Genomic DNA, 20,923 nt, shown 5'->3' on the forward strand with positions numbered 1-20,923 from the left:
CGCATACTCGTGGCTGCTACCGAGCACGCGGATGGGTCTCTTGATATACCTCGCGCAACAAAGTCGCGGTGACCTTGGTATATATCTGAGTGGTAGTTACATTCACATGCCCGAGCAGTTCTTGCACTACCCTAACGTCCGCGCCGCCCTCTAACATGTGGGTAGCAAAGGAATGCCGCAGGCTGTGGGGGGAGATCGGGGTTTTTATCCCCGCTTTTTCCGCGGCCTCGCGAATAATATTCCAGGCGCTTTGCCGCGATAGCCGCCCTCCCCGCAAATTTAAAAACAGTGCCGAGCTGCCCCGGCCTTTTTGCGCGAGCCCAGGGCGGGAGCGCACCAGATACGCTTCTAAGGCCGTGACCGCGTATTCTCCTAGCGGCACCAAACGCTGCTTATTACCTTTGCCGGTTACGGTCACCAGGGTAATGGAGTTTCCCCCCGAATTTTCGGCCTCGCTACCAGCTAAAAGCCTTAAATCATCCACGTCCAGGGAGCACACTTCGCTCACCCTAGCACCCGAGGCGTAAAGGGTTTCTAGCAGCGCCCGCGAGCGCAAAGAGCCCGGGTCTTCCCCGCTAAAGGCTTCGAGTAGGGCGCGAGTTTGCGGGATCGTGAGTGCTTTGGGTAGCGGTCGCGCTAAGCGGGGATTTTCTAGGTTATCGGTGGGGTCAGTGCCACTCAGTCGCTCATTTACGCTAAAGCCGTGGAACCCGCGCAGAGAAGCCATCATTCGGGCGATAGAAGAGGCTGCTAAGGGATTTTTACCGTCTTCGCCGGCTGCGGCGGCCTGTAAAAACGTCCGCAAAGTGTCCGGGGTGATGTCAGCTAAAGCATGTACACCGGCACCGGCTAAATATTCGCGGTAACGTGCCAGGTCACGCCGATAGGAGCCGACCGTGTTATTTGATAATCCGCGTTCAATCGCCAGGTGATCTAGATATGCCTCGCTCGCCTGCTCGATTTCATCCATGTTTTTAGTTTAGAGGGCGCATCCGTTTTTACCTGAATGCCACCTGCAGCAAAGTTTTTCCCTGCCAAGACACTCCAGGGTGATAATAGAAGCACAGTTGATTTTTAGGAGTGATGTTTTATGGCTTTATTCGCAGTTGAATATTTTTACGACCCAACCGCTGCCGCAAAAATGGATGAGGTGCGCCCTGATCATCGCGCTCATCTGCGCGCCCTGCACGACCAAGGCATTGTGAAACTGGTGGGCTCTTGGGTTAATGACCCGCATCCGGGCGCCCTAATCGCGGTAGTAGCTGAATCCACTGAGGACGCCCTCACCGCTTTAGCTGAGGACCCCTTTTTCCTGGCCGGTTTCATTACCAAGCGAAAAGTACATCAGTGGAATGTAATAATCGGGGAAATCCACTAGTCAGATCTCGCTAGTGACACCTGAGTTTAACAGAGGCAGAGGGTACGCCCTCTAAGCGCTAATTTTCTCGCCCCGCCTGCAGTAGGGTTTCCCTACTACCTCTTCCATATTAACTGCCGCGTTGATACAGAACCGTTAAGGCTTGAGGGAGGTGGCCGGGATCATGTAGATTCCGGTTTCTTTATCCTGCATTACCGCTTGCAGGTGTCCTACGATAATCCCCATCACTTTCGGCTTTTTCTTTGCGTATTGGTAGAAGCGAGTAAGACTGGTTATTGCATCATCGATGCTGCCATCGCTTAGTTTAATTTCAAAGGCCGCATAGTCGCCATTCTTAAATTCGAGGATGGCATCTACTTCATCACCCGAAGCATTATCGCGGAAATGGAAAAGATGCCCTCCGTGATAGTCGGCAAAAATTCGTAAATCCCGCTCCACCAGCGCCTCAAATAGCAGGCCAAAGGTTTCATGGTCAAGCAGCAATTTTTCAACACTGAGACCTAGGCTTGCACAACAAAGGGAAGGATCCACCAGATGCTTTTTCGCTGTTTTCCCAATTCTTGCTGAGGAGCGGTAATTAAGGCTGAAGGCTTCTTGATTTGCGGTCAAATATAAACTGTCGAGGACGCCGAGGTAATCTGCGATGGTTGCGCGGCTTTCGATTATTTCATCTTGATTTTCATATTCTTCGATATCTTTAACCAGGGTTTTGTTTCCTACTAAAGTTGATTCATTTCTGGAAAGCGAACGTAAAAGCATACGCATCTTGTGCGGGTTACGTTTCTTGACTGCCCCTTCATGCATATCTTTAGTCACCAAGGAATCAATATAGCTCTCGGGAATAACTCCGCAATCTTCTTCCGCGGTGTAAATGTTTTCGGGCCATCCCCCTCTAATAATGAGGCGGGCAAGTTTTTCCAGCTCTACCTTGCCCACATATCCCGTTTCGACAGTTCCTTCCAATAGTCCCGAAATTGATACCTCCCCGGTGGAATCACCTGATTCATACAAGCTCATAGGATGCATGCGCAGGGTTAATATTCTTCCTACCCCGGAGTGGAATACTTTGTGCGTACCTTCATTGACTTTCAAAGCGGTTGAACCGGTGAGGATAAATTTCCCCTTTTCCCGGTCTGTGTCACACTCATGCCGTACTGCATCCCAAATCTCGGGAACAATCTGCCATTCATCAATCAATTGCGGACTTAGGTGAGTAAAGATGTATTTGGGTTCAACCATTGCCAGGTCACGCTGACTTCTATCCGTTAGATAACTGACGCTATTTGCATGCGCCAAGCTCGTCCAAGTCTTTCCACACCACTTCGATCCCTCAATAGAGACAGCTCCGAAGATGTTTAAATATCTTGCGATTTTTTCGTCGATAAGCCTTGATCGATATCCCGGTTTTTTTAAGCTCACTACCCCACCTCCAAAAGAAGCTTACCTGGGCATTGAGCACTTTTCAAGCAATTCATTGAGCACTTTTCAGACAATTTGCTAAGCAATTTTCAAGCAATTCATTGAGCACTTTTCAGAGCTTGTTCCTATCAGCGGGCAGAGGTCTTCTGACTCTCGGGTAACGCATTCCGTTATTAACGCTAGACGTTAAATTTGAATTCGACTACGTCGCCGTCTTGCATTACGTATTCTTTGCCTTCTTGACGCAGCTTTCCCGCGTCGCGGGCAGCGTGGATCGAGCCGAGTTCCACTAACTCGTCAAAGCCAATAATCTCGGCTTTAATGAATCCGCGTTCGAAATCGCTGTGGATTACCCCGGCGGCTTGGGGGGCAGTCCAGCCTTTATGAATCGTCCAGGCACGCGCCTCTTTCTCCCCGGCGGTCAGATAGGTTTGCAATCCTAAAGTATCGAAACCTACCCGGGCTAACTGGTCGAGGCCGGACTCTTTCTGCCCGGATTCTTCCAGCATTTCCCGGGCATCCTCTTCTTCTAGTTCCACTAGATCTGCTTCAAACTGGGCATCTAAGAAAATCGCTTTTGCCGGCGCTACCAGCTTTTCGAGTTCGCGGCGCTGATCGGTATCCAATATCTGATCGGCATCCATATTGAACACATAAATAAACGGCTTCAAGGTCATCAGCTGGAACTCTTTAAGCAGTTCTTTATCCAGTTCACTATGCGCAGATAAGAGCTCTCCATCCTCTAAAATCGCCTGGGCTTTCTTTACTTCCGTTAGCACTTCTGGCGGGGTTTTCCGCCCGCGAACTTCCTTTTCCAGCCGCGGAACGGCTTTTTCTAGAGTCTGCAAATCGGCCAGGATTAGCTCGGTAGAAATAGTTTCAATATCGGATGCGGGATCAATCTTGCCGTCCACGTGGACCACGTCCGGGTCGCTAAACACTCGGGTAACTTGGCATATAGCATCGGCTTCCCGAATATTGGCTAAGAACTGGTTACCGAGACCTTCCCCTTGGGAGGCGCCTTTTACGATTCCCGCAATATCTACGAAAGAAACCGTGGCGGGCACGGTCTTGACTGACTTGAACATTTCTGCCAGTTTCTGTAATCGCGGATCCGGCAGCGGCACTACCCCCACGTTGGGGTCGATGGTAGCGAACGGATAATTCGCGGCGAGTACGGTTGCGCGAGTGAGCGCATTGAACAAAGTTGATTTACCTACGTTAGGTAATCCTGCAATCCCAATTGTTAAAGCCACGCCTCTACCCTATCGAAGGGCGAAAGCGGCAGGAAATCTGGTCGAAAAAATGCTTAGTTCCCGAGTACGACCCCGCTAGTCTTCCCTCTAAGTAACTCTAGTTACCCTGCCCCAGTAAGGGTCTGCACAATCTCTGCCAGCGAGGTATAGAACTCCCCCAAGCGGTTTATAGGCAGCATTACCGCCACTATCACCAGCAGCATCGCTACTATCGATCCTGCCAAGGCACGTAAATAGGTGGCGCGGGTGCCCGCTTTCATTACTTTCGGGACGCGGCGAATCAACACCACCAACGCCAAAACGGCCACCACACCTGCCAGCACCATGGTTCCCCACCCCATGAGGGAAAATACCCCCGGAGCAGTATCTGGCAGCAGCGCTGAATCAACCCCTTTAACCTGGGAGGTCTTCGGGGAGTCGCTACTGCGCACCTGTTCCCACCAGCGGTAAAGCTCAGGCATTTGCTCACGCCAAATTGCCCAATTGTGTCCGCCTTTCGGCGTTATATGTAGCTGCACCCGGTCGCCCGGTCTAAAAGAGGCCTGCGAGAAGGATTTCGCTAGATGCAGGGAATCTTTATCTAGCCTCGCCCCTGAAACATACATACTTACTGGCCAGGGACGTTCCTGCCCCACTAAAACCGACAGGGTATTGTCTCGGAATCCGGTGCTATTTTTTCCTCCCCAAGATCCCACAATCGGCTGATCGTAGCCAGAAAGCACCGCACTAGTCCCAAAAACATCCCCGTAGAGAATCCCCAGACGCGCGCCGCAATAAGCTCCGGAAGAATTCCCGGCAATCATCCAGTCTTTACGCTTATCAGACACATTAGGGAAGCTAGAGCGCACCATTTTGGGAACATCGAAACTAAGCCAGGTGGCAGTTTGCGCCCCGTTCTTTACATCAGCGCAGGTAGGTGCTTTAAGGTCAACGTTTCCTTCCGGAATAACCACGATAGTGGGAGCGATCTCTCCGCTATCAATTGCTTTTTGCAAGTTATTCGAAAAATCAAGGGCGAGGGCGACCGATACCGGAGATCCCGGGTAGCCATGAATAAACTCTAAAACGTTATAGGTGGTGCTTTTATCGCCCGGGTCATACCCCTGCGGCGTCCACACGATAACCTGCTCTTTTACCCCAGATTTCGGCCCGGAAAACACCGTTAGTTGCCGACCCTTCGACAAAGGTTTAAAACTAGGGATCCATTCTTCTTGCCCCGGTAACGCCGGCGCGGTCAAGGGATTTAGTTTTTCGGAGGCAGCGGATACGCGCTTGTCTGCTTTCCCAGATTTCTTGGCAGCTATTTTGGATCCCCTCTGGGTATCACTGATTTTTACCTGACGGTTTTGCTGACTACTGACCATCTGCCACAGCTCTGAAGGGGTAGATACGTATTGCATCGGTAAGTTAACCAGCAGCCCCACTGCCAGCACCTGGATGATAGCTACCAGTAAGACCACCAAAACCGAGCGTAAGTAACGCCCGGGTTTGCGAATCATCTGCGGTAGCGCAAGAAGCAGACCGACCGCTGCCACGCAAAAGAGGATAACGAAAGGCAGTGAGGTAAGCATACTTGCCTCTAGCAGGTGTGCCCGGGATCGTTGGTGCGCCGGCGGTTATTGGTTTTTATGATTCCTGCTTCTGTCAGTTCTTTACGCAAGGGTAGAGGCAACGCGAAAGTTACTGTTTCCTGGGCGGTTTCTACTTCCTCTACTTCGCCAAAGCCCCACTGCGCCAGCTGCGATAAAACTTCTTTTACCAGCACTTCTGGCACGGAAGCCCCGGAGGTTAGCCCTACGGTTTCAACGCCGTCAAACCAGGACTCTTCCATTTCGGAGGCTTTATCTATGCGATAGGCGCGCTGGGCCCCGCCCACTTCGGCTACTTCTTTTAGTCGCACCGAGTTCGAGGAGTTAGCTGAGCCCACTACCACTACTACCTGGGCATGCTCTGCGATCTTTTTTACTGCCCCTTGCCGGTTTTGAGTGGCGAAACAAATATCTTCACTGGGGGGATCGCTTAGCCCCGGAAATCGTTCCCGCAGCTTATCTACGGTTTCTCGAGTTTCATCGAGGCTCAAAGTAGTTTGGGAAAGCCACACCACCTTGTCCGGGTCGCGCACCTGCACTTGATCTACATTTTCAGGATCGCCCACTACTTGAATATGTTCGGGAGCTTCCCCTTGGGTGCCTTCGACTTCCTCGTGTCCTTCGTGTCCTACCAGCACAATGTCATAGTCGGCTTTGGCAAACCGCAAGGCTTCGCGGTGAACTTTAGTCACCAAGGGACAGGTGGCATCGACGGTTTTTAGTCCCCGCCGTTTCGCTTCTTCTCGCACCATGGGTGATACTCCGTGGGCGGAAAACACGACTCGCGCCCCGGTGGGGACTTCATCGAGTTCGGTTACAAAACGCGCTCCCTTGGCACTTAACTGTTCGACTACAAACTTGTTATGCACAATCTCTTTACGCACATAAACTGGGGCCCCATAGAGCGCTAAGGCTTTTTCTACTACGTCTACCGCGCGATCTACTCCCGCGCAGTAACCGCGCGGGGATGCCAAGAGTACCTTCTTAGTTGCCACGCCCCTATCCTACTCAGGTATTTTACTTCCCGCCGAACCGGTGACTGCCGGACAGTACCTGTGGGTAGAATGAAGCGGTGCGCACAAATCCTCAGGGTCCGCAAACACCGCTGGCTCCCACGGCTGCCCAAACCACTCGGGATAACCCGTGGCCGCTATCTTTGCTGACCGCTAATATCAAGAAATATGTGAACCGAATGTCGCCGCTGTGGGTCAGCGGGCAGGTGGTGGAATATAAACGGCGTCCGGGCGCGCGCATGGCTTTCTTTGTTCTGCGGGATACCAGCCAAAGCACTTCCATGACAGTCAAGTGTTGGCCTACGGTACTTGACTCGGTGGGGGCTAACTTTTCCGAGGGCGCACAGGTAGTTGTTTACGCCAAACCCGATTTTTATGAGGGTTCGGGATCCCTGTCGCTGATGGCTAAGGAAGTCCACGCAGTCGGGGTGGGAAACCTGCTTGCCCAGATTGAGGCACTGCGCAAGAAACTAGCCGCCGAAGGTCTATTTGCCCAGGAAAACAAGCAAGCCTTACCGGTAATTCCCCGAAAAATCGGGTTGATTGTGGGGCGTAACGCTAAAGCCAAACAGGACGTAATGGTGAACGCTTTGGCACGCTGGCCACTAGCCGAGTTCGAGATAAGGGAAGTGGCAGTACAAGGCCCTACTTGTGCCGCGGAAGTAACTCGGGCGCTAGCCGAATTGGACTCCCTCCCCCAGGTAGAGGTGATTGTGATTTCCCGCGGGGGCGGCGCGGTGGAGGATCTGCTGCCTTTTTCCGAGGAATCTTTGGTGCGAGCAGCCGCGGCGGCGCGCACCCCCATTGTTTCCGCTATAGGGCATGAGGAGGATGCTCCCCTGCTAGATTTCGTGGCTGACTATCGGGCGTCCACCCCCACCGATGCGGCGCGGCGGATTGTCCCGGATTTACAGGAGGAATTGTTGGGGGCCCAGGGTGCCCGCTCTCGTTTGCGCACCCAGACACTCGCCCTCTTAGATCAACATTTAGGGCAGTTAGCCCAGTTGCGTGCCCGCCCCGTCCTGGCCGATCCTAGCGCGGTTATTGCGGCTCAGGAACATTCTTTGGCGCTAGAGGGTCAGCGGCTGCGTTTTCGTTTTGAAACTCAGCTGGAAAATCAACTTACTTCCCTACGCGGATGGCGTGATGCTTTGAAAGCCTATTCTCCCCAAGGGATTTTAGAGCGCGGCTACAGTATTTTGCGTTCGCCTGCCGGCGGGGTCATCAATTCGGTGTCACAGGTAAGTAAAGGCGATCTACTGGAGGCGATTTTCGCTGATGGCACCGCAGTAACCAAGGTTTTTGGTACGAATCAGAAAAAAGCTTAGGAGGCAATGATGAGTGAAGAAAGCATAGAAGTTCCGGTGGCAGAACTTTCCTATGAGCAGGCGCGCGAACAGTTGGTGGCCGCGATTACCCAATTAGAGTCCGGCAAGCTGGGACTCGAGGAATCTTTAAAGGTTTGGGAGCGCGGGGAACAGCTCGCAAGTCACTGCCAATCCTTCTTAGATGAAGCCAAGCAACGTTTGGAACAGGCTAAGAAATCAGAATAGCCATGGCTGCCAGCGAAGATAAGCCGGAAAATAATACCGGGATTAAGGAACAGCTGCCGGCGAACCCGAGCGCGGGCACCCTAGCAACTACTAAGGACCAGGAGGATACCCTGCAGGAGGGCGCGGAAACCAGCGAGCACCTGCCCTTTGAATTGGGGCAGAAGCTGGGGTATCACCGCTCTGCTCCCCTCACGCTCTACCAGATCGTCGATTACGTTTTTGTGGTAATCGCCGCGGTTTTAACCGTGAGACTTGCTTGGATCCTGCTAAAACATGGTTTCCAGCTTTCCCTGGTCATCCTGGTTTATTTAGCGTTTTTCTGGGTGCTTTTAGCCTACCTAGCACTACCGCGCCTGCATCAAATAATGTCTTCGCTCTATGTTCCGGACTATTACATTGGGCGTTCCAAAACCGGGGATGGGATTTTGGGGGATCCCATTAACCTGGTTTGGCTGGGAGAAGAGGATGATATCCACCTGGCGATGCAGGCAGCCGGCTGGACGCTGGCTGACGAAATCACGCTTTCTTCTTCTTGGAAAATTATTTTCGCCAGTGTTTTTAAGCGCTCTTACCCAGCGGCTCCGGTTTCTCCGCTCTATCTTTTTGGACGGAAACAAGATTTTGCCTATCAACAAGAGGTAGACGGTAACCCGAGTAAGCGGCACCATGTGCGTTTTTGGAAGGTTCCTGAAGGTTGGAAACTGCCGGGAGGAATCCAGGTGGATTGGCTGGCAGCGGCAACTTTCGATAAGGCGGTCGGCTTATCGCTGTTCACCTTGCAAATCACTCACAAGATTGACGAGAACATCGATATTGAACGTGACCATGTAGTAGACACCGTCCGGGCGGCCTGCACCAGCGTAGAAGTAGAGGTGATTCCCGATGCTACCAGTGCCTATCACTCACGCAATGGCGGAGGCGACCGGGTGCAAACTGATGGTAGCTTGCCGGTGATTGAAGCCAACCTGGTCAGCGAAGAGCACTTGAATCCACATGAAAACCTGGCTTTGCAACACAAGGGGTATTTGCGTTCTTCCCGGGAACAGACAGAAAAGTATAAGAAACGCCGGCTGCTGCGCGACCGCCAGGTACCAGCCACTTCTTTGGCCTGTGGGATTACTTTAACAGCATTGCACGCCCTGGAACTGGCGGTGGTGGGCTACATTTTAGCCACCAATCCGAAATACGCTGATGAATTGGGCTTCTCTTTTTACCAGACCCGCCTGGCAGTCTACGGTTTCATGGCGTTAGCAGTCTTACTTACCGTCTTAATCGTGGGAACTTTATTTCACCAAAAATGGATGCGCCTAGGCTTGCTGTTGGTACTTACCGCCACCGTGATTGTGCGAATGATGGAGTCTTTAGGGATTGAGGGTGCGTCTGGTACTCCCCTCTGGATTACTTCCACTACCCTGTCGGTTTTGGCGATTTTAGCGATTACTTCTCCGGCTGCGCGGCGTTGGGTGAAGGTAGAGTAACCGGGGAAAGTCTTAGCCACCCCATTAGTCAGATAATAACCACTGCTAGGCTTGGTTTCTTGCGCCTTATATAGGCCGCCGGTAAGCCCCACAAACTCAATCTGGTCTGCCTGATCAGTCTAAGCGGTCACGCACGGCGCTTTAAACTCAACCTTCCCATCCTCCCCTGCCTGGCGCCCTGTTATCTGCCTTGCCTTTTCCGGGGAGGCGGTTTCTGGTTTTGGGGCGCAAAGAGGGGGCGATGCAGCTATCTGCACCGCCCCCTCTTTGGTCTTAGGGACTATTATTCACTCTATTAATAGTTTTCCTAGACCTGTAGCTAGTCCTTACGGCGTTTAACGGTTAGTACCACGCCGATAGAGACCAGAATCAAGCCCAGAGCTGAAAGGAGCAGAATCCCCTGCGCACCAGTCAGCGGCAGCCCCGGGTTCTTGTAGTTAGTAACCGTCGTGAAATGACCGGCAGCCGCCTCGTTAGCAGCTTGGGTCAAATCGGTAACGCTTCCCTCTTTGGTCAGCTTGAAAGGAATCGCCTTCGGCAAAATCTGGTAACCTTCCGGAGCCTTTGTCTCGAGCAAGCAGTAAGGCTGCTGATCCCCCTCAGCAACCGTATCACCGTTGTACCAGTTAGATAGCTGCAAATGCTCAAGTTTAGTCAAACCTTGAGCATTAGTCGCTTCTGATGTCGCAATCGCGTCACCATAGGTGGAGCAATCTTTGGCAGCAGCCGTATTAAGGTGCACAGTAAAAATCGCGCCTGCTAGGGCTTCGTTAGACCCGTTAATCTTCTTGATTACGATATCACCGTGCTTGGTAACCACCTTATTAGACGGAATACCCTCGCCCTTATCCTTCTTCCACTTATTCGGATACAACTTACCAGTGTTCTCAGTAAGACCACTTTCTGGAACCTTGATTAGCTTGACAGTAATTTTTACCTCAACCGCAACGCCCTTAGCAATCTTATCTAAAGCAGGATCCAGGAAAGATACCGTTACCTTGTTACCATCGGCAGTAACCTTGAAATCAGTATCCTCAGTTTGGTCTGCCCCGGCAATCGTGGCCGTGGTTCCCACGTATTCCACATTGGCAGGTAGCTCATCATAGAACTCGTAAACCCCACCCAGGTCACCCTTATCCAGTTTCCCATCCTTATTGCTATCAGTAGGAGTGGAAGTAGCCGATAGGGTGTAGAAGAAAGTATCGTTTACTTTAACGTTTTTGTCACTGACTTTCTTTTCCAGCTCATCCACCTGGTTCTTCGGGTAAACATGCACGTTATCATTCCAGGTCTTACCATCAGGACTCGTCATCGGCAAAGTCAACGCGAAAGGAGCAATCGGAGTAATCTGATCCTTCTCAACCTTCTTACCATCAGCCTTAATATCATCCGCGTTAGATCCAGCCACGTCCTCTACAACCACATAAAGACCACGCTTTTGACCCTCGAACTTCGCGGTACCACCAGCATCAGTCACCGCGGAAGCGGTTTTAGCTGGAGTAAGGCTATAAGTCTTGCCCCCATCCTTAATACCATTGGCAACTACCGTGGAATCCAATTTAATTTTAGCAAGCTTAGTAGCCAGCTCCAGCCCTTTGTTAGTGTTAATATCAACGCCTTCAACCTTGTAAAGGTTAAATTTGATTCCCGCCAAAGGCTTATGGGTAGGGGGATTCAGCTTACCCAGCTCTTCTGCGTTAAGCTCGGTACCATCGTTTTTCACATCCGTGGTAGCACCCATATACTTATGCACCGTCAAAGATGCAGTAGCGGGTACACGATCGAACGGCGTATTCCCATTATTAGCACTGGCAGCACCTACACCCGCCAGGCCCATGAAGGCCATCACCATGCCAGTAAGCACGGCCAATAACTTTTTCTTACTCACTTTCTTTTCCTTTCAAATAGAGTGAATAACATAGCAATCCCCAAAACCAGGCACCCTAGAAGCAACACTTCTAAAGAACCGGCATACCCCGACAAGGGAAGTTTCCCCTCCGGATAGTTAGTAACGGTCAGGGACTTAACCCCGCCACTAACAGTATTCACATCACCCTTACCACTAATAACGGTCACTTCCCCGTTACCGGCGACCTTAAACCTCACCGGCTGCGGCAGCAGGGCAAACCCCTTATTGGTGCTGATTTCTCTTAGCACATAGGTTTTCCCCGGAAACACCTTGAACTTAGCTTTCCCGTCCTGATCAGTTTTCAAGGTTTTAGGAGCGGTAGTGGCGCCTTCTTGAGTAAGCTCAAAAACCACGCCCTCCATCGATTTATTCGCGTCATCTTTCTTGTTTAGCTCGATTTCTACTTCCGCTAACTCGTTATAACGCACCACCGTCATCACCGGGTTATCCCCGGTAACCTTAACCTTCATAGGGGTAGTATCCATTCGGTAACGCTCAGGTGCCTGGGTTTCTTCCAACGTGTACTCGGCACCGAAAGTAAGACCAGTAAAGGTCGCCAACCCCACCTGGTTAGTAGTCATTTCTTTCTTGGTGCCATCAGGGGCAGTCAAGGTGAACTTTGCTCCCGCCAAGGCTTTACCAGTTTCCTTAGCCAGCTTAGAAACCGTGACACTACCGGTGTTCTTAGTGTTAGGAACCTCCATAGTCACCAAACCGGTAAACCCTTTAAGCAGGGCATAATCAGATATTTTCACCGAAATCGGATTCGACTTAGCAATATAACCATCAGGCGCCTTCGTTTCTTTCAAAACATAGGTCTTATCCGCATCCAGCTTAACCTTTGCGGGTACCTCAACTATGCCCTCACTATTGGTTTCCAAACCATCCGCTAACTTGGTCCCACCCGAGTCGAACAAAGTGAACTTCGCGCCCGCAAGCGGGATTACCACATCAAAAGTACCCGCCACTTGGGCAGGGCGTTTAACCGCTCCCCGATCTTTATTCTCAGACACCACCATATCGGCAGCGTCTTCGCTAACCCCTTTCACTAGAGGCTCAAACTTGAACACCTGCAAACGGGAAGGATTATTATTCGCCGTCCAAGTAAACTTCTGCGCCCTATAGTCATCAACCACAAACTCATGCACCGCGTTCGGATCCACATAATACCCGGTAGGAGCCTTTAGCTCTTTCACCCGGTAAACCCCACCAGCAAGACCAGTAAACTCAACCTGACCCGCAGCATTCGTTACCTTAGTCTCTGAGGGAGTATCCGGCCAAGAATTATCTCCGGCTTGCTTGAACAACCCAAACTCGGCGCCCACCAAGAACCGGTCAGCACCCGCGTCAGACTCACTAGCTGTCGGGTCAACCTTGGTGACCACAATCGAGGACTCTTTCTTCGACTCCTCATTAGGAACCAACAGTTCACGCTGCACCAGCAATGCCTTGCCATCAGCGTCCAAAAGCCGCCCATCCGCGTCAATCTGGAAGTACATTGGCTTACCATTTAGGATATAACCCTCCGGAGCCTTAGTTTCTTGCAGGGTATAAACCTGATTAATCTCCAGATTATCCAGCAGCACGCTACCAGCCGATCTCTCGGTAGTCACCGACCTATCAGGCGTGCCAGTAGTCCCCTTACCCTTATAAAGGTTAAAGGTCGCGCCCGCTTTGATCACGCCGTCACCGCGCTGCCACCGACCAAAGGCCTTGCCCTTTTCAGCCATGCCCCGCACGCCCAACTTCGAGAGCGACACCCGGCCCTTATCATTCACAACCTTTCCATCAACCCCAAGGGTCAAATCACGCCCCCGCAAGTTGGTGCACTCCGTACCCGTACAACGAGTAATCGTAAAATCAATCGGAGCAATCGGCTGCAAGTGACTATCCCTCGGATTCTCCGTCAGCTGCCACTTACCCGCAGGAATATTGTAGAACTTTACGTCACCGTCATCGTTAGAGCGAACCGTGATCGGGGGCGAGTTCGGCTTCACAAACTTACCCGTACCAACGGGATTACAATCTTTATCCCCAAGAAACTTGCCGGCAGTAGAACACTTAACCTCCTCAACCGCAACCGGAGTAATCGTGAACTCAATGCCCGCTAAAGGCTGACCGTTCTTGTCCACCTTTTTAAACTTGACACTGCCCTTTACCGGCTCAATCGGCTTCCAACGGCTAAAGTTCTTTACTGTTCCTAAATCGATTTGGTAAACGTTTTGGTCAGTATCATAGTTTTTGTCGCTGAAATGGGTAGAGGTGAGTACGAACGATTTATCGCTAAGCTGGTAGCCTTCGGGAGCGGATAGTTCTCGCACTGTCCAGCCGGGTTTCGCGTCTACTTCGGTGAAGGATACTGTCCCGTCTTTACCAGAGGTTGCGGTAGCAACCAGCACGCCTTGCGGGTTGTATAAACCGAATTGTGCTCCGGCAAGAGCCTCTTCTTTCACGGTGTATCCCTCTGTCTTGAACCCGGTTTTATGCAGGATAATGTTGGAGGGCGGCGGAACTAGGGTATTGATTACCGGGTTCGAGTACAGCGTGCCGTCGTGGGATTCCGCGTCGGAGGAAAAGTCATTTATTGCCTGTTTACCCAGGTGTTCTTGGGAACGCGGATCTGCGCCTGCCGGGCCGGCAATCATGGGGACGGTTGCCCACACTTCCGAGCGTCCCTTCTGCTCACTGTTAGTGCTTAGTTTCAAACCGGTCACTGCCCCGCAGGGTTCATCGTTCCAGGTAGCACCTTTAAGGGTTTCTTTGGTCAGATTGGTATCGCAGGTGTATTGGGCTTTCCAGCCCGGCACACTGCTCCCATCTGCCATTGCGAAGGTTACTTTGGCTCCGCTGCGATATTGATTTATCAGGTTAGAGCCTTCTCGCGCCTCGGTTCCCGCTACCGGTAACAGGTCATATATAACAGAGTTTGTTTCGGCCTTTTCCCCGTACCCCAACCGTAATTGGTATTCGAAGTTTGCTCCTGCCAGGGTCTGGATTTTGTCCGTCCAGGGCGCGTTGGCTTTGGCTTTTCGTATCCGCTTGTAGATATAGGTTTCGTCTCCGACTGAAACCTTGGTGGCGTTCTCGGCCTTTGACCAAATACCTTCCCCGGCTACCGGGTCATTTTCTACCTTGTTAAGGTAGATAACTTTCCCTTGGGCACGCACGAATGCTTCGTTTATCATAACGGGGCCGGGGGTACGTTTGGAGATATAGGTTTCTAGCTGTCCCACGTTGTAAACATCGTCTACGTTGGTAACCTGGTCGGCGAGGAACCTGACCGCTTGCCGCCCAGTATTATTCCAGTTGGACACAATCTCGTAACGCGCCCCTGGCAGAGCCGCGAATGTCCCGGTCATGGTCACGCCTTGTACTTCTAAACCATTGGGCAGCACGTCTACCAGCTCAAAGGAAGTCAGGGGGGCGCCATAGTCGGTTTCTATTTCGGCACCCACGGTATAGGTACCGGTCTTACCGGTGAGGGTGAGTTTTTCAAAAGTGTTCCGTTTGAGAGCTTTTATGGTTTTGCCCTCGGGACGAATGTTGATGAATGCTTCTTTCTTTTTTAAACCAGAGCGTACCGAGTTAGCTAGAGGGGCATCACATTTTGTTTGGTCACACAGTTTTTTAGCGCTGTCCCTAAAACGCGTGTGTACTTTACTGATGGTGCGTTTTCCAGGCTGCGCCTGGATTTTGCTGACCCACCGCAACCAAATATCAGGGTATTTAGTTAATTCTTCGGGCAGTTCGATGCGTTTACCGTCAGTAATATCTATGGAATATAAATGCTTGTCTACCCCGTCTTTCGAGGTCAAGATTTCTAGTTTCCCACCAATAAAGAAGGGATCGGGGGTCACCGCGCTATAGCGCAACCGTTTATCTAGGTTGTAATCTTCTACGTTCACAACTCCGGCAGTCTGGGTGGTGTTATCGGTGTAAACACTCCAGTTGATTTCTTTTTTCCGGTCACTGTCGGTGTCGAACAGGGTGGGTTCTGCGTCCACATAGTGCGGCCCGTCTGCACTTTTGTCGAGGGCGGTCCCGGTGGGGAAAGTTTCGATTGGCTTATAGAAACTGATCCTGGTTCTTGCCGACCCGGTAATTACGGGTTCTTTTTCCCCTTTTTCTTCGGGGTTAAGGGCGAAGTCGGCACTATTGTTGATTCTTTCTTGTTTTTTCGCCCCCGGGAAGTGGAGCTTTAGCGTGCCTAAACCGGCGTATTCGCTGTGAATTGTTCGATCTTTATCCGTATAGGTAAGGGTCACCCCGTCGCCCCCGAGCGTCCAGCCAGGGTTTTCTTCCGCCACGAACTGGGCACGAGCAGTCGATCCGTCTGCTTTGGTGTACTCCGGTAAAACATCGGTGATGGTGTAACCTTTCACATTGCGGAACAGGTCTTTTTTAATCCCGAACGTAAAGGTGACCGCGTTTTTACCACTTTCGGCTACGTGTCCATTTTCGTCTTCATCATAGTCGCGGCACACCCCCAGGCTGCACCCGGCAGCATCTTTTATAAACGTGGGCATCAAGTAGTAACCTTGCAGGTTCACCGGTCCTGGCTTCGATGCCGGGTTGGGCTTAACCACGTAACGGGTTCCGTCACTTGCCGTTTCTATCAAGGTAGCAGTGATGGGGTAGTTCCCATCAGAGGGCGTGACCCGCTCTTTTAACCGCCAGTGAATAGGAATAGTGGTTCTGCGATTTGCACCGTATTTTTCTTGTAATTTTATTTCGAGGACGCCGGGGGCGACCACGGTAGCGGATTTGAAGCCGTAGGCATCTTTGATTCCGGATTCTACATATTCGACCCGGGAGGGATCATAGGTTACCCGAATAACCCCCTTGGCTAGCTCGGCGCCGGGCGCGTCCCCACCATAGGTAATATCGGTACGCAGCTTTTTACCTATCTGGTCTTTGAGAGTATCGGAGCTGGGGAAGTTCCCTTTTTTATCTGCCGGCTCATTGGTGAGCTTACCGCTTAACTCTAGCAATCCAAAGGTAGTGTTCTTATAGGATTCTGGAACCGGTTTATAAACGAAAGTTAGCTCTTTATCTTCCCCATCAAGAGCAACCTTTTGCGCTTCCAGCACGCTGTAACCTTCAATCATTGGAGGCCAGAAGCTATATTCGTCTCCCCCCTCCTCGAGGGTGTTCAATACCTGCTCGGTTGGTTGCTTTAGCTCTTTACCATTCTCGTCCACATATTTCGCGGTTACCTTGGTATCAACCAAAATAATAATCTTGCCAGGCACAGATGCCACATGATTAGGGTTCTTCCCTGAATCGGGTCGCAAATAAACCGGACCTGTCAAACCCAAAACTTTATTTTCATACATGCTCTTTTTAAGTAATTGCACGGCTTGTTCCAGCCGGTCATCGGCTACTTTAAAGACTGGAGATACCACTTTTGTTTCTGAGAACGCAGCACTGACACTCTCTATGTCCCCTAAACGTTCCGGTAAATCCGCTATAGATGTATCTGAAAATGCATGATATCCTACGTCTTTAACCTTTCCCCAGTTTTGAGGAATTGCTTTCAAATGCCGATTAGATTCAAAAGCTCTCCCATCAATCTTATCAATTTGTCCCCAATCGGAGGGAATGGTTACTAGATTATTTTTCTGAAAGGCTCCAAAAGGAATATTTTTAATATTTTCCCAGGAAGATGGGATAGAAACAATTTCATTATCGGCAAAAGACTCCACGTCAATATTGGCTACTAAATCCCAAGATCTTGGTAGATTTACAATCTTATTTCTCGAGAATGCCGAAGGACCAATATAAGAAACCCTATCCCAGGAATCAGGTAGCCTAATTATTTTATTCCTGTAAAAAGCGTTTTTTGGGATTGCTGTAATCTTTCCCCAAGGAGCGCGTAATTCTTCAATTATATTATCTTCAAAGCACGCCTCGCCCAGGGAGCTCACATTTTCCCAGGAATCAGGTAATTGGGTAAGTAAATTATTAATAAAAGCTTGTTTTTCAATCCCGGTTATTTTCCCCCAAGAATCGGGAAGTTTTGCTATCTTATTAGACGCGAATGCCTCCTCACGAATTCTAGTAACATTTCCCCAAGAATCCGGGATAGTAGTTATCTGGTTACCTTCAAAAGATCGGTATTCAATTTGACTAATGTTTCCCCAAGAATCAGGTAAACCAGTTAACCTATTTGCATAAAAGGCGTAACTTTTAACCTGACTAACCTCTCCCCAGCTATCAGGTATGCTGGTCAATTGATTACTCGCAAAGGCGTTATCATAAATATGAGTTACATTTCCCCAAGATTCAGGTAAAGCAGTTAACTTATTGCCATAAAAGGCCATATCTCCTATAGATTTAACAGTTTTCCAACTATCAGGGATAGAAGTTAAATGATTCTCTCTAAAGAGATCATCAGGAATAGCAGGCCAACCCTCCCAGCTAAAATCTAGCTGGGTGATAGAATTAAAGGCGAACACACCCTTTAGAAATTTGTTTTTAAAATTATCGGGGTCTATCCGATTAAGCTCAACTTTCCCCCAACTATTAGGAATTTTCGTTATCTTGTTACTAGAAAAGGCGTAATTGCCAATGAAAGTAATATCTTTCCAAGATTCTGGTATTTCAGTGAGTGTATAATTGCTAGAAAATGAACTCTCACCAATACTTTTAACTTTTCCCCAAGATTTGGGGATACTGGTTAGTCCACAATATTGAAACAGACCGGGTGTTATTTCCTCTAAATCACCCCACGAATCCGGAATCTTACTAAGCGTCTTATTTTCGTAAAAAGCTCGATCTTTAATCTGAGTAACCCCGCCCCAGTCATCAGGCAAGCTCTCTATTTTGTTTTTTGCGAAGGCCGAACCCCCAATATACTTTATTGATCCCCAGGATTTGGGCAGCTTCATCAAACCTACCTGGTAAAAAGCATAGCTACCTATTGCGGTGATGGACTGCCCCTTGTCCCCGAAGGTTGGCCAGCACCAATCGCTATTAGTCGCGCCCTTCTGATGGTTTTTTCGACCGCTATCACTGAACCCGGTAATGGTTTCCCCGTCGTAGGTGAAATCTTTTACCTGCCAACCGGCACAAATGGTTTTCTCTGGCCAATCCGGACCGACTGCCACCTTGCCTTTAACGGTTTTAGTGCGCCCCTGAGAATCAGTGACCGTGTAGTAGACATCGTAGGTGGCCTCTTGCACATGAGTATCAATTGTTTTCGGAGAAACCTTTAGCTTTCCAGTAATAACATTGCCGTCAGCATCTACCGCGGTCACACCCTTCAATAAAGCTTCTGTAGAACCGTCACCACCATGCGGAATATGCTTAAAAATGTCCCCACTAATCTTGGGTGAAAAATCGGTTTTCTTATATTTAAAAGTAACCTCGTTCTTCTCACCCTTTACTGGCGTGAGCTCTTTTGCGGATTCCGTAGCCTTGTAACCCGCAAAAACCGGCGCCTTAATCTTGTTAGGTTCACCCGCGAAATACACCCCGTCCGGCTCGGTAAACTCACTTTGTAGAATCTGCGGGCTGCGCAGGGGTTTATCAGTATCCGCATCGAGGTAGTTAATAGTGATCGAGACCGCGTCCTCCGCAGCCACCTGACCAAAGCCGGAAGCATACTTTTCGGACTTTACTGCGGTCGGAAGCGAAGTCTGCCCGTCAGCCTTTTCTAGCACCACCCAACGCTTGTTATTCGAAAAAACTTCCTTGCCAAAGGTGGTGATAGTCGCAGGAATCTTTACTTCTTTGATTTGGTTGCCGCTAAAGGCCTCCTGGCCAACCTTCTGCAAGTTGGGCGGAAGGGTAATCGCCTCCAGTTGGTTATTGGCAAAGGCACTGTCGCCAATCTCGGTCACATACTTCGGCAAAGTGACCTCAGTTAGCTTATTGTCACGGAAAACATTCGCGGGGATAGCGGTTAACCGCTGGGGCGGGTTCTGCGAATCATCCGGGCGAGCATCGGTGATATTCACCTCGGTTAACTGGTTATCGCTGAACGCGCCCTCACCAATCTCCTCCAGAGTAGAAGACTCAAAAGACAAAGACTTAAGCTTATTCCTCTGGAACGCGCCCTCACCAATCTTTTTTAACCCTAGTGCGGTCAGTTCCTCAATCTGGTTATCATAAAACGCGCGCGCCCCGACCTCAGTCACCGAATCCGGCAAGGTAACCTTAGTGAGTTCCAACCCCGAAAAAACACCCTCCGCGATCTTGGTGACGCCATCGGGAATGGTCAGTTCATGATTAGTTTCAAGTTCTTTCTTGCCCTTAGCAGTCAGGCCAGTAAGTACCGTTCCCTCAAAAATGAAACGGTCGTCAGTTGGGGGCACCCCCCCGCACGGGAATTGGGCTACGCAACGCCTGCGGCACCCCCGCCGACAAATCCTGCAAACTATGTAGCCCGGGAAGCGGCTGCCCAGAACGCACCGACTTAGTGATCCCCGACTTGGAAGCAGCAGATACCGAAGAAGCCTTAACCGGTTGGGATTTCGCCGATGCCGTAAGCGGCACCACCACCAACAATGTGGACAACAGCAGCCCCAACACCGATAGAGAAGCCACCAATCGCCTGCTCAGCACCCTACTAGTCAAACCTACACTCCCATAGAACAGAGCAACCACCCCATAAGGCAGCCATCCAGCCTCAATAAATCTTTAACTTATGATAATACATTAATCAGGGTGCTATCAAGCGCTCAGAAAACCACAAATGGTAAAAACCACGCCCGCAAGCAACGTGCGAAAAAAGGTGTTTAACCAGGGCTTCTCCCTATTCGAAAGGGCTAACTTCCAGCAGCTTTACCTTAATATTTTTGCCGTTAGGAGCTAGATAATCAACGGTTTCGCCCACCTTATGGCCCATAATCGCCTGTCCCAAGGGAGCATCCGGAGAATAGACGTCCATGTCCACATCCGGGCTAGCCTCGCGCGAGCCCATCAGGAACTTCACTTCCCGCCGCCCCAGAGTAGCCTTCACTACCATGCCTGGTTCCACAATCCCGTCATCAGCTGGAGGCTCACCCACCTCGGCGTTCTCGATGATTTCCTTTAGCTGCAAAATCCGGGTTTCATTCCAGGACTGCTGTTCCCGTGCCGCATGGTAACCGCCGTTTTCCTTCAAGTCGCCTTCTTGGCGGGCTTCATCAATTCGGCGGGCAATCGCCGGACGCTCTACTTCTTCGAGATGGCGTAGCTCTTCCTTTAGACGATCGTATGATTCCTGAGTCATCCAGGTCTTCTCTGCCATCGTTTTCTCCTCAGCTAATAAATAAAAGACTGACCACGCTGAGCGCGGTCAGTAAAACAGCAGGTATCAGTGTAACAAATTGCAGCTGAAGTT

At 50.5% G+C, this 20,923-nt stretch carries 13 protein-coding genes; 4 read left to right on the top strand and 9 right to left on the bottom strand.

The features are described from left to right. Positions 1-16: 16 nt before the first annotated feature. On the bottom strand, positions 17-970 hold the full coding sequence (gene xerD, locus BQ5456_RS00905) for a site-specific tyrosine recombinase XerD (protein WP_071128344.1): 954 nt from the start codon (positions 968-970) through the stop codon (positions 17-19). A 120-nt stretch (positions 971-1,090) separates the two neighbouring features. On the opposite strand from xerD, the gene BQ5456_RS00910 reads away from it, so the two are divergent. Further along, a complete protein-coding gene (locus BQ5456_RS00910) occupies positions 1,091-1,378 on the top strand; it encodes a YciI family protein (protein WP_071128345.1) in 288 nt (95 codons plus the stop codon). A 135-nt stretch (positions 1,379-1,513) separates the two neighbouring features. Here BQ5456_RS00910 and BQ5456_RS00915 read toward each other — a convergent pair whose 3' ends face one another. The 4 genes from BQ5456_RS00915 to BQ5456_RS00930 form a co-directional block, all read right to left on the bottom strand. Beyond that, on the bottom strand, positions 1,514-2,797 hold the full coding sequence (locus BQ5456_RS00915) for an ATP-binding protein (RefSeq protein WP_071128346.1): 1,284 nt from the start codon (positions 2,795-2,797) through the stop codon (positions 1,514-1,516). A gap of 179 nt (positions 2,798-2,976) precedes the next feature. Further along, positions 2,977-4,053 carry a redox-regulated ATPase YchF gene (gene ychF, locus BQ5456_RS00920; RefSeq protein ID WP_071128347.1) on the bottom strand — a complete coding sequence of 359 codons (1,077 nt, stop codon included), beginning with the start codon at positions 4,051-4,053 and terminating at the stop codon, positions 2,977-2,979. 101 nt (positions 4,054-4,154) lie between these two features. Further along, positions 4,155-5,588, bottom strand: a complete 1,434-nt coding sequence (locus BQ5456_RS00925; RefSeq protein WP_159428744.1) for an alpha/beta hydrolase — start codon at positions 5,586-5,588, stop codon at positions 4,155-4,157. A 44-nt stretch (positions 5,589-5,632) separates the two neighbouring features. After that, entirely contained in the window at positions 5,633-6,637 is a 1,005-nt protein-coding gene (locus BQ5456_RS00930) for a 4-hydroxy-3-methylbut-2-enyl diphosphate reductase (protein ID WP_071128349.1), read from the bottom strand. Positions 6,638-6,714: 77 nt separating this feature from the next. Here BQ5456_RS00930 and xseA point away from each other — a divergent pair, with 77 nt between their 5' ends. Genes xseA through BQ5456_RS00945 form a run of 3 tightly spaced genes read left to right on the top strand, consistent with a single transcriptional unit; the run spans position 6,715 to position 9,686 of the window. Next, positions 6,715-7,983: an exodeoxyribonuclease VII large subunit gene (xseA, locus tag BQ5456_RS00935; protein ID WP_071128350.1), complete on the top strand. Its 1,269-nt coding sequence runs from the start codon at positions 6,715-6,717 to the stop codon at positions 7,981-7,983. 9 nt (positions 7,984-7,992) lie between these two features. Further along, positions 7,993-8,208 (top strand): exodeoxyribonuclease VII small subunit, encoded by a 216-nt coding sequence (locus tag BQ5456_RS00940; RefSeq protein ID WP_071128351.1) that lies wholly within the window; start codon positions 7,993-7,995, stop codon positions 8,206-8,208. Positions 8,209-8,210: 2 nt separating this feature from the next. Continuing rightward, on the top strand, positions 8,211-9,686 hold the full coding sequence (locus tag BQ5456_RS00945) for an LssY C-terminal domain-containing protein (RefSeq protein WP_071128352.1): 1,476 nt from the start codon (positions 8,211-8,213) through the stop codon (positions 9,684-9,686). Between the two features lie 319 nt (positions 9,687-10,005). On the opposite strand, the gene BQ5456_RS00950 is transcribed toward BQ5456_RS00945, so the two are convergent. The 4 genes from BQ5456_RS00950 to greA form a co-directional block, all read right to left on the bottom strand. Continuing rightward, positions 10,006-11,574: a SpaH/EbpB family LPXTG-anchored major pilin gene (locus tag BQ5456_RS00950; protein WP_071128353.1), complete on the bottom strand. Its 1,569-nt coding sequence runs from the start codon at positions 11,572-11,574 to the stop codon at positions 10,006-10,008. Then, positions 11,571-19,913: a SpaA isopeptide-forming pilin-related protein gene (locus BQ5456_RS00955; RefSeq protein WP_071128354.1), complete on the bottom strand. Its 8,343-nt coding sequence runs from the start codon at positions 19,911-19,913 to the stop codon at positions 11,571-11,573. Before BQ5456_RS00955 ends, BQ5456_RS00950 begins: the two co-directional genes overlap by 4 nt. After that, positions 19,900-20,175, bottom strand: a complete 276-nt coding sequence (locus BQ5456_RS00960; protein ID WP_143036998.1) for a hypothetical protein — start codon at positions 20,173-20,175, stop codon at positions 19,900-19,902. Before BQ5456_RS00960 ends, BQ5456_RS00955 begins: the two co-directional genes overlap by 14 nt. Positions 20,176-20,353: 178 nt before the next feature. Beyond that, positions 20,354-20,830, bottom strand: coding sequence for a transcription elongation factor GreA (gene greA / locus BQ5456_RS00965; RefSeq protein ID WP_071128356.1), 477 nt, complete (start codon positions 20,828-20,830; stop codon positions 20,354-20,356). Positions 20,831-20,923: the final 93 nt, after the last annotated feature.

The sequence above is a fragment of the Varibaculum massiliense genome (assembly GCF_900106855.1).
Taxonomy (GTDB): Bacteria; Actinomycetota; Actinomycetes; order Actinomycetales; family Actinomycetaceae; genus Varibaculum; species Varibaculum massiliense.

Coding starts and splice junctions, on each gene's coding strand:
- BQ5456_RS00945 (WP_071128352.1), top strand. CDS start 8,211: ATGGCTGCCAGCGAAGATAAGCCGGAAAATAATACCGGGATTAAGGAA.
- BQ5456_RS00910 (WP_071128345.1), top strand. CDS start 1,091: ATGGCTTTATTCGCAGTTGAATATTTTTACGACCCAACCGCTGCCGCA.
- BQ5456_RS00940 (WP_071128351.1), top strand. CDS start 7,993: ATGAGTGAAGAAAGCATAGAAGTTCCGGTGGCAGAACTTTCCTATGAG.
- greA (WP_071128356.1), bottom strand. CDS start 20,830: ATGGCAGAGAAGACCTGGATGACTCAGGAATCATACGATCGTCTAAAG.
- xerD (WP_071128344.1), bottom strand. CDS start 970: ATGGATGAAATCGAGCAGGCGAGCGAGGCATATCTAGATCACCTGGCG.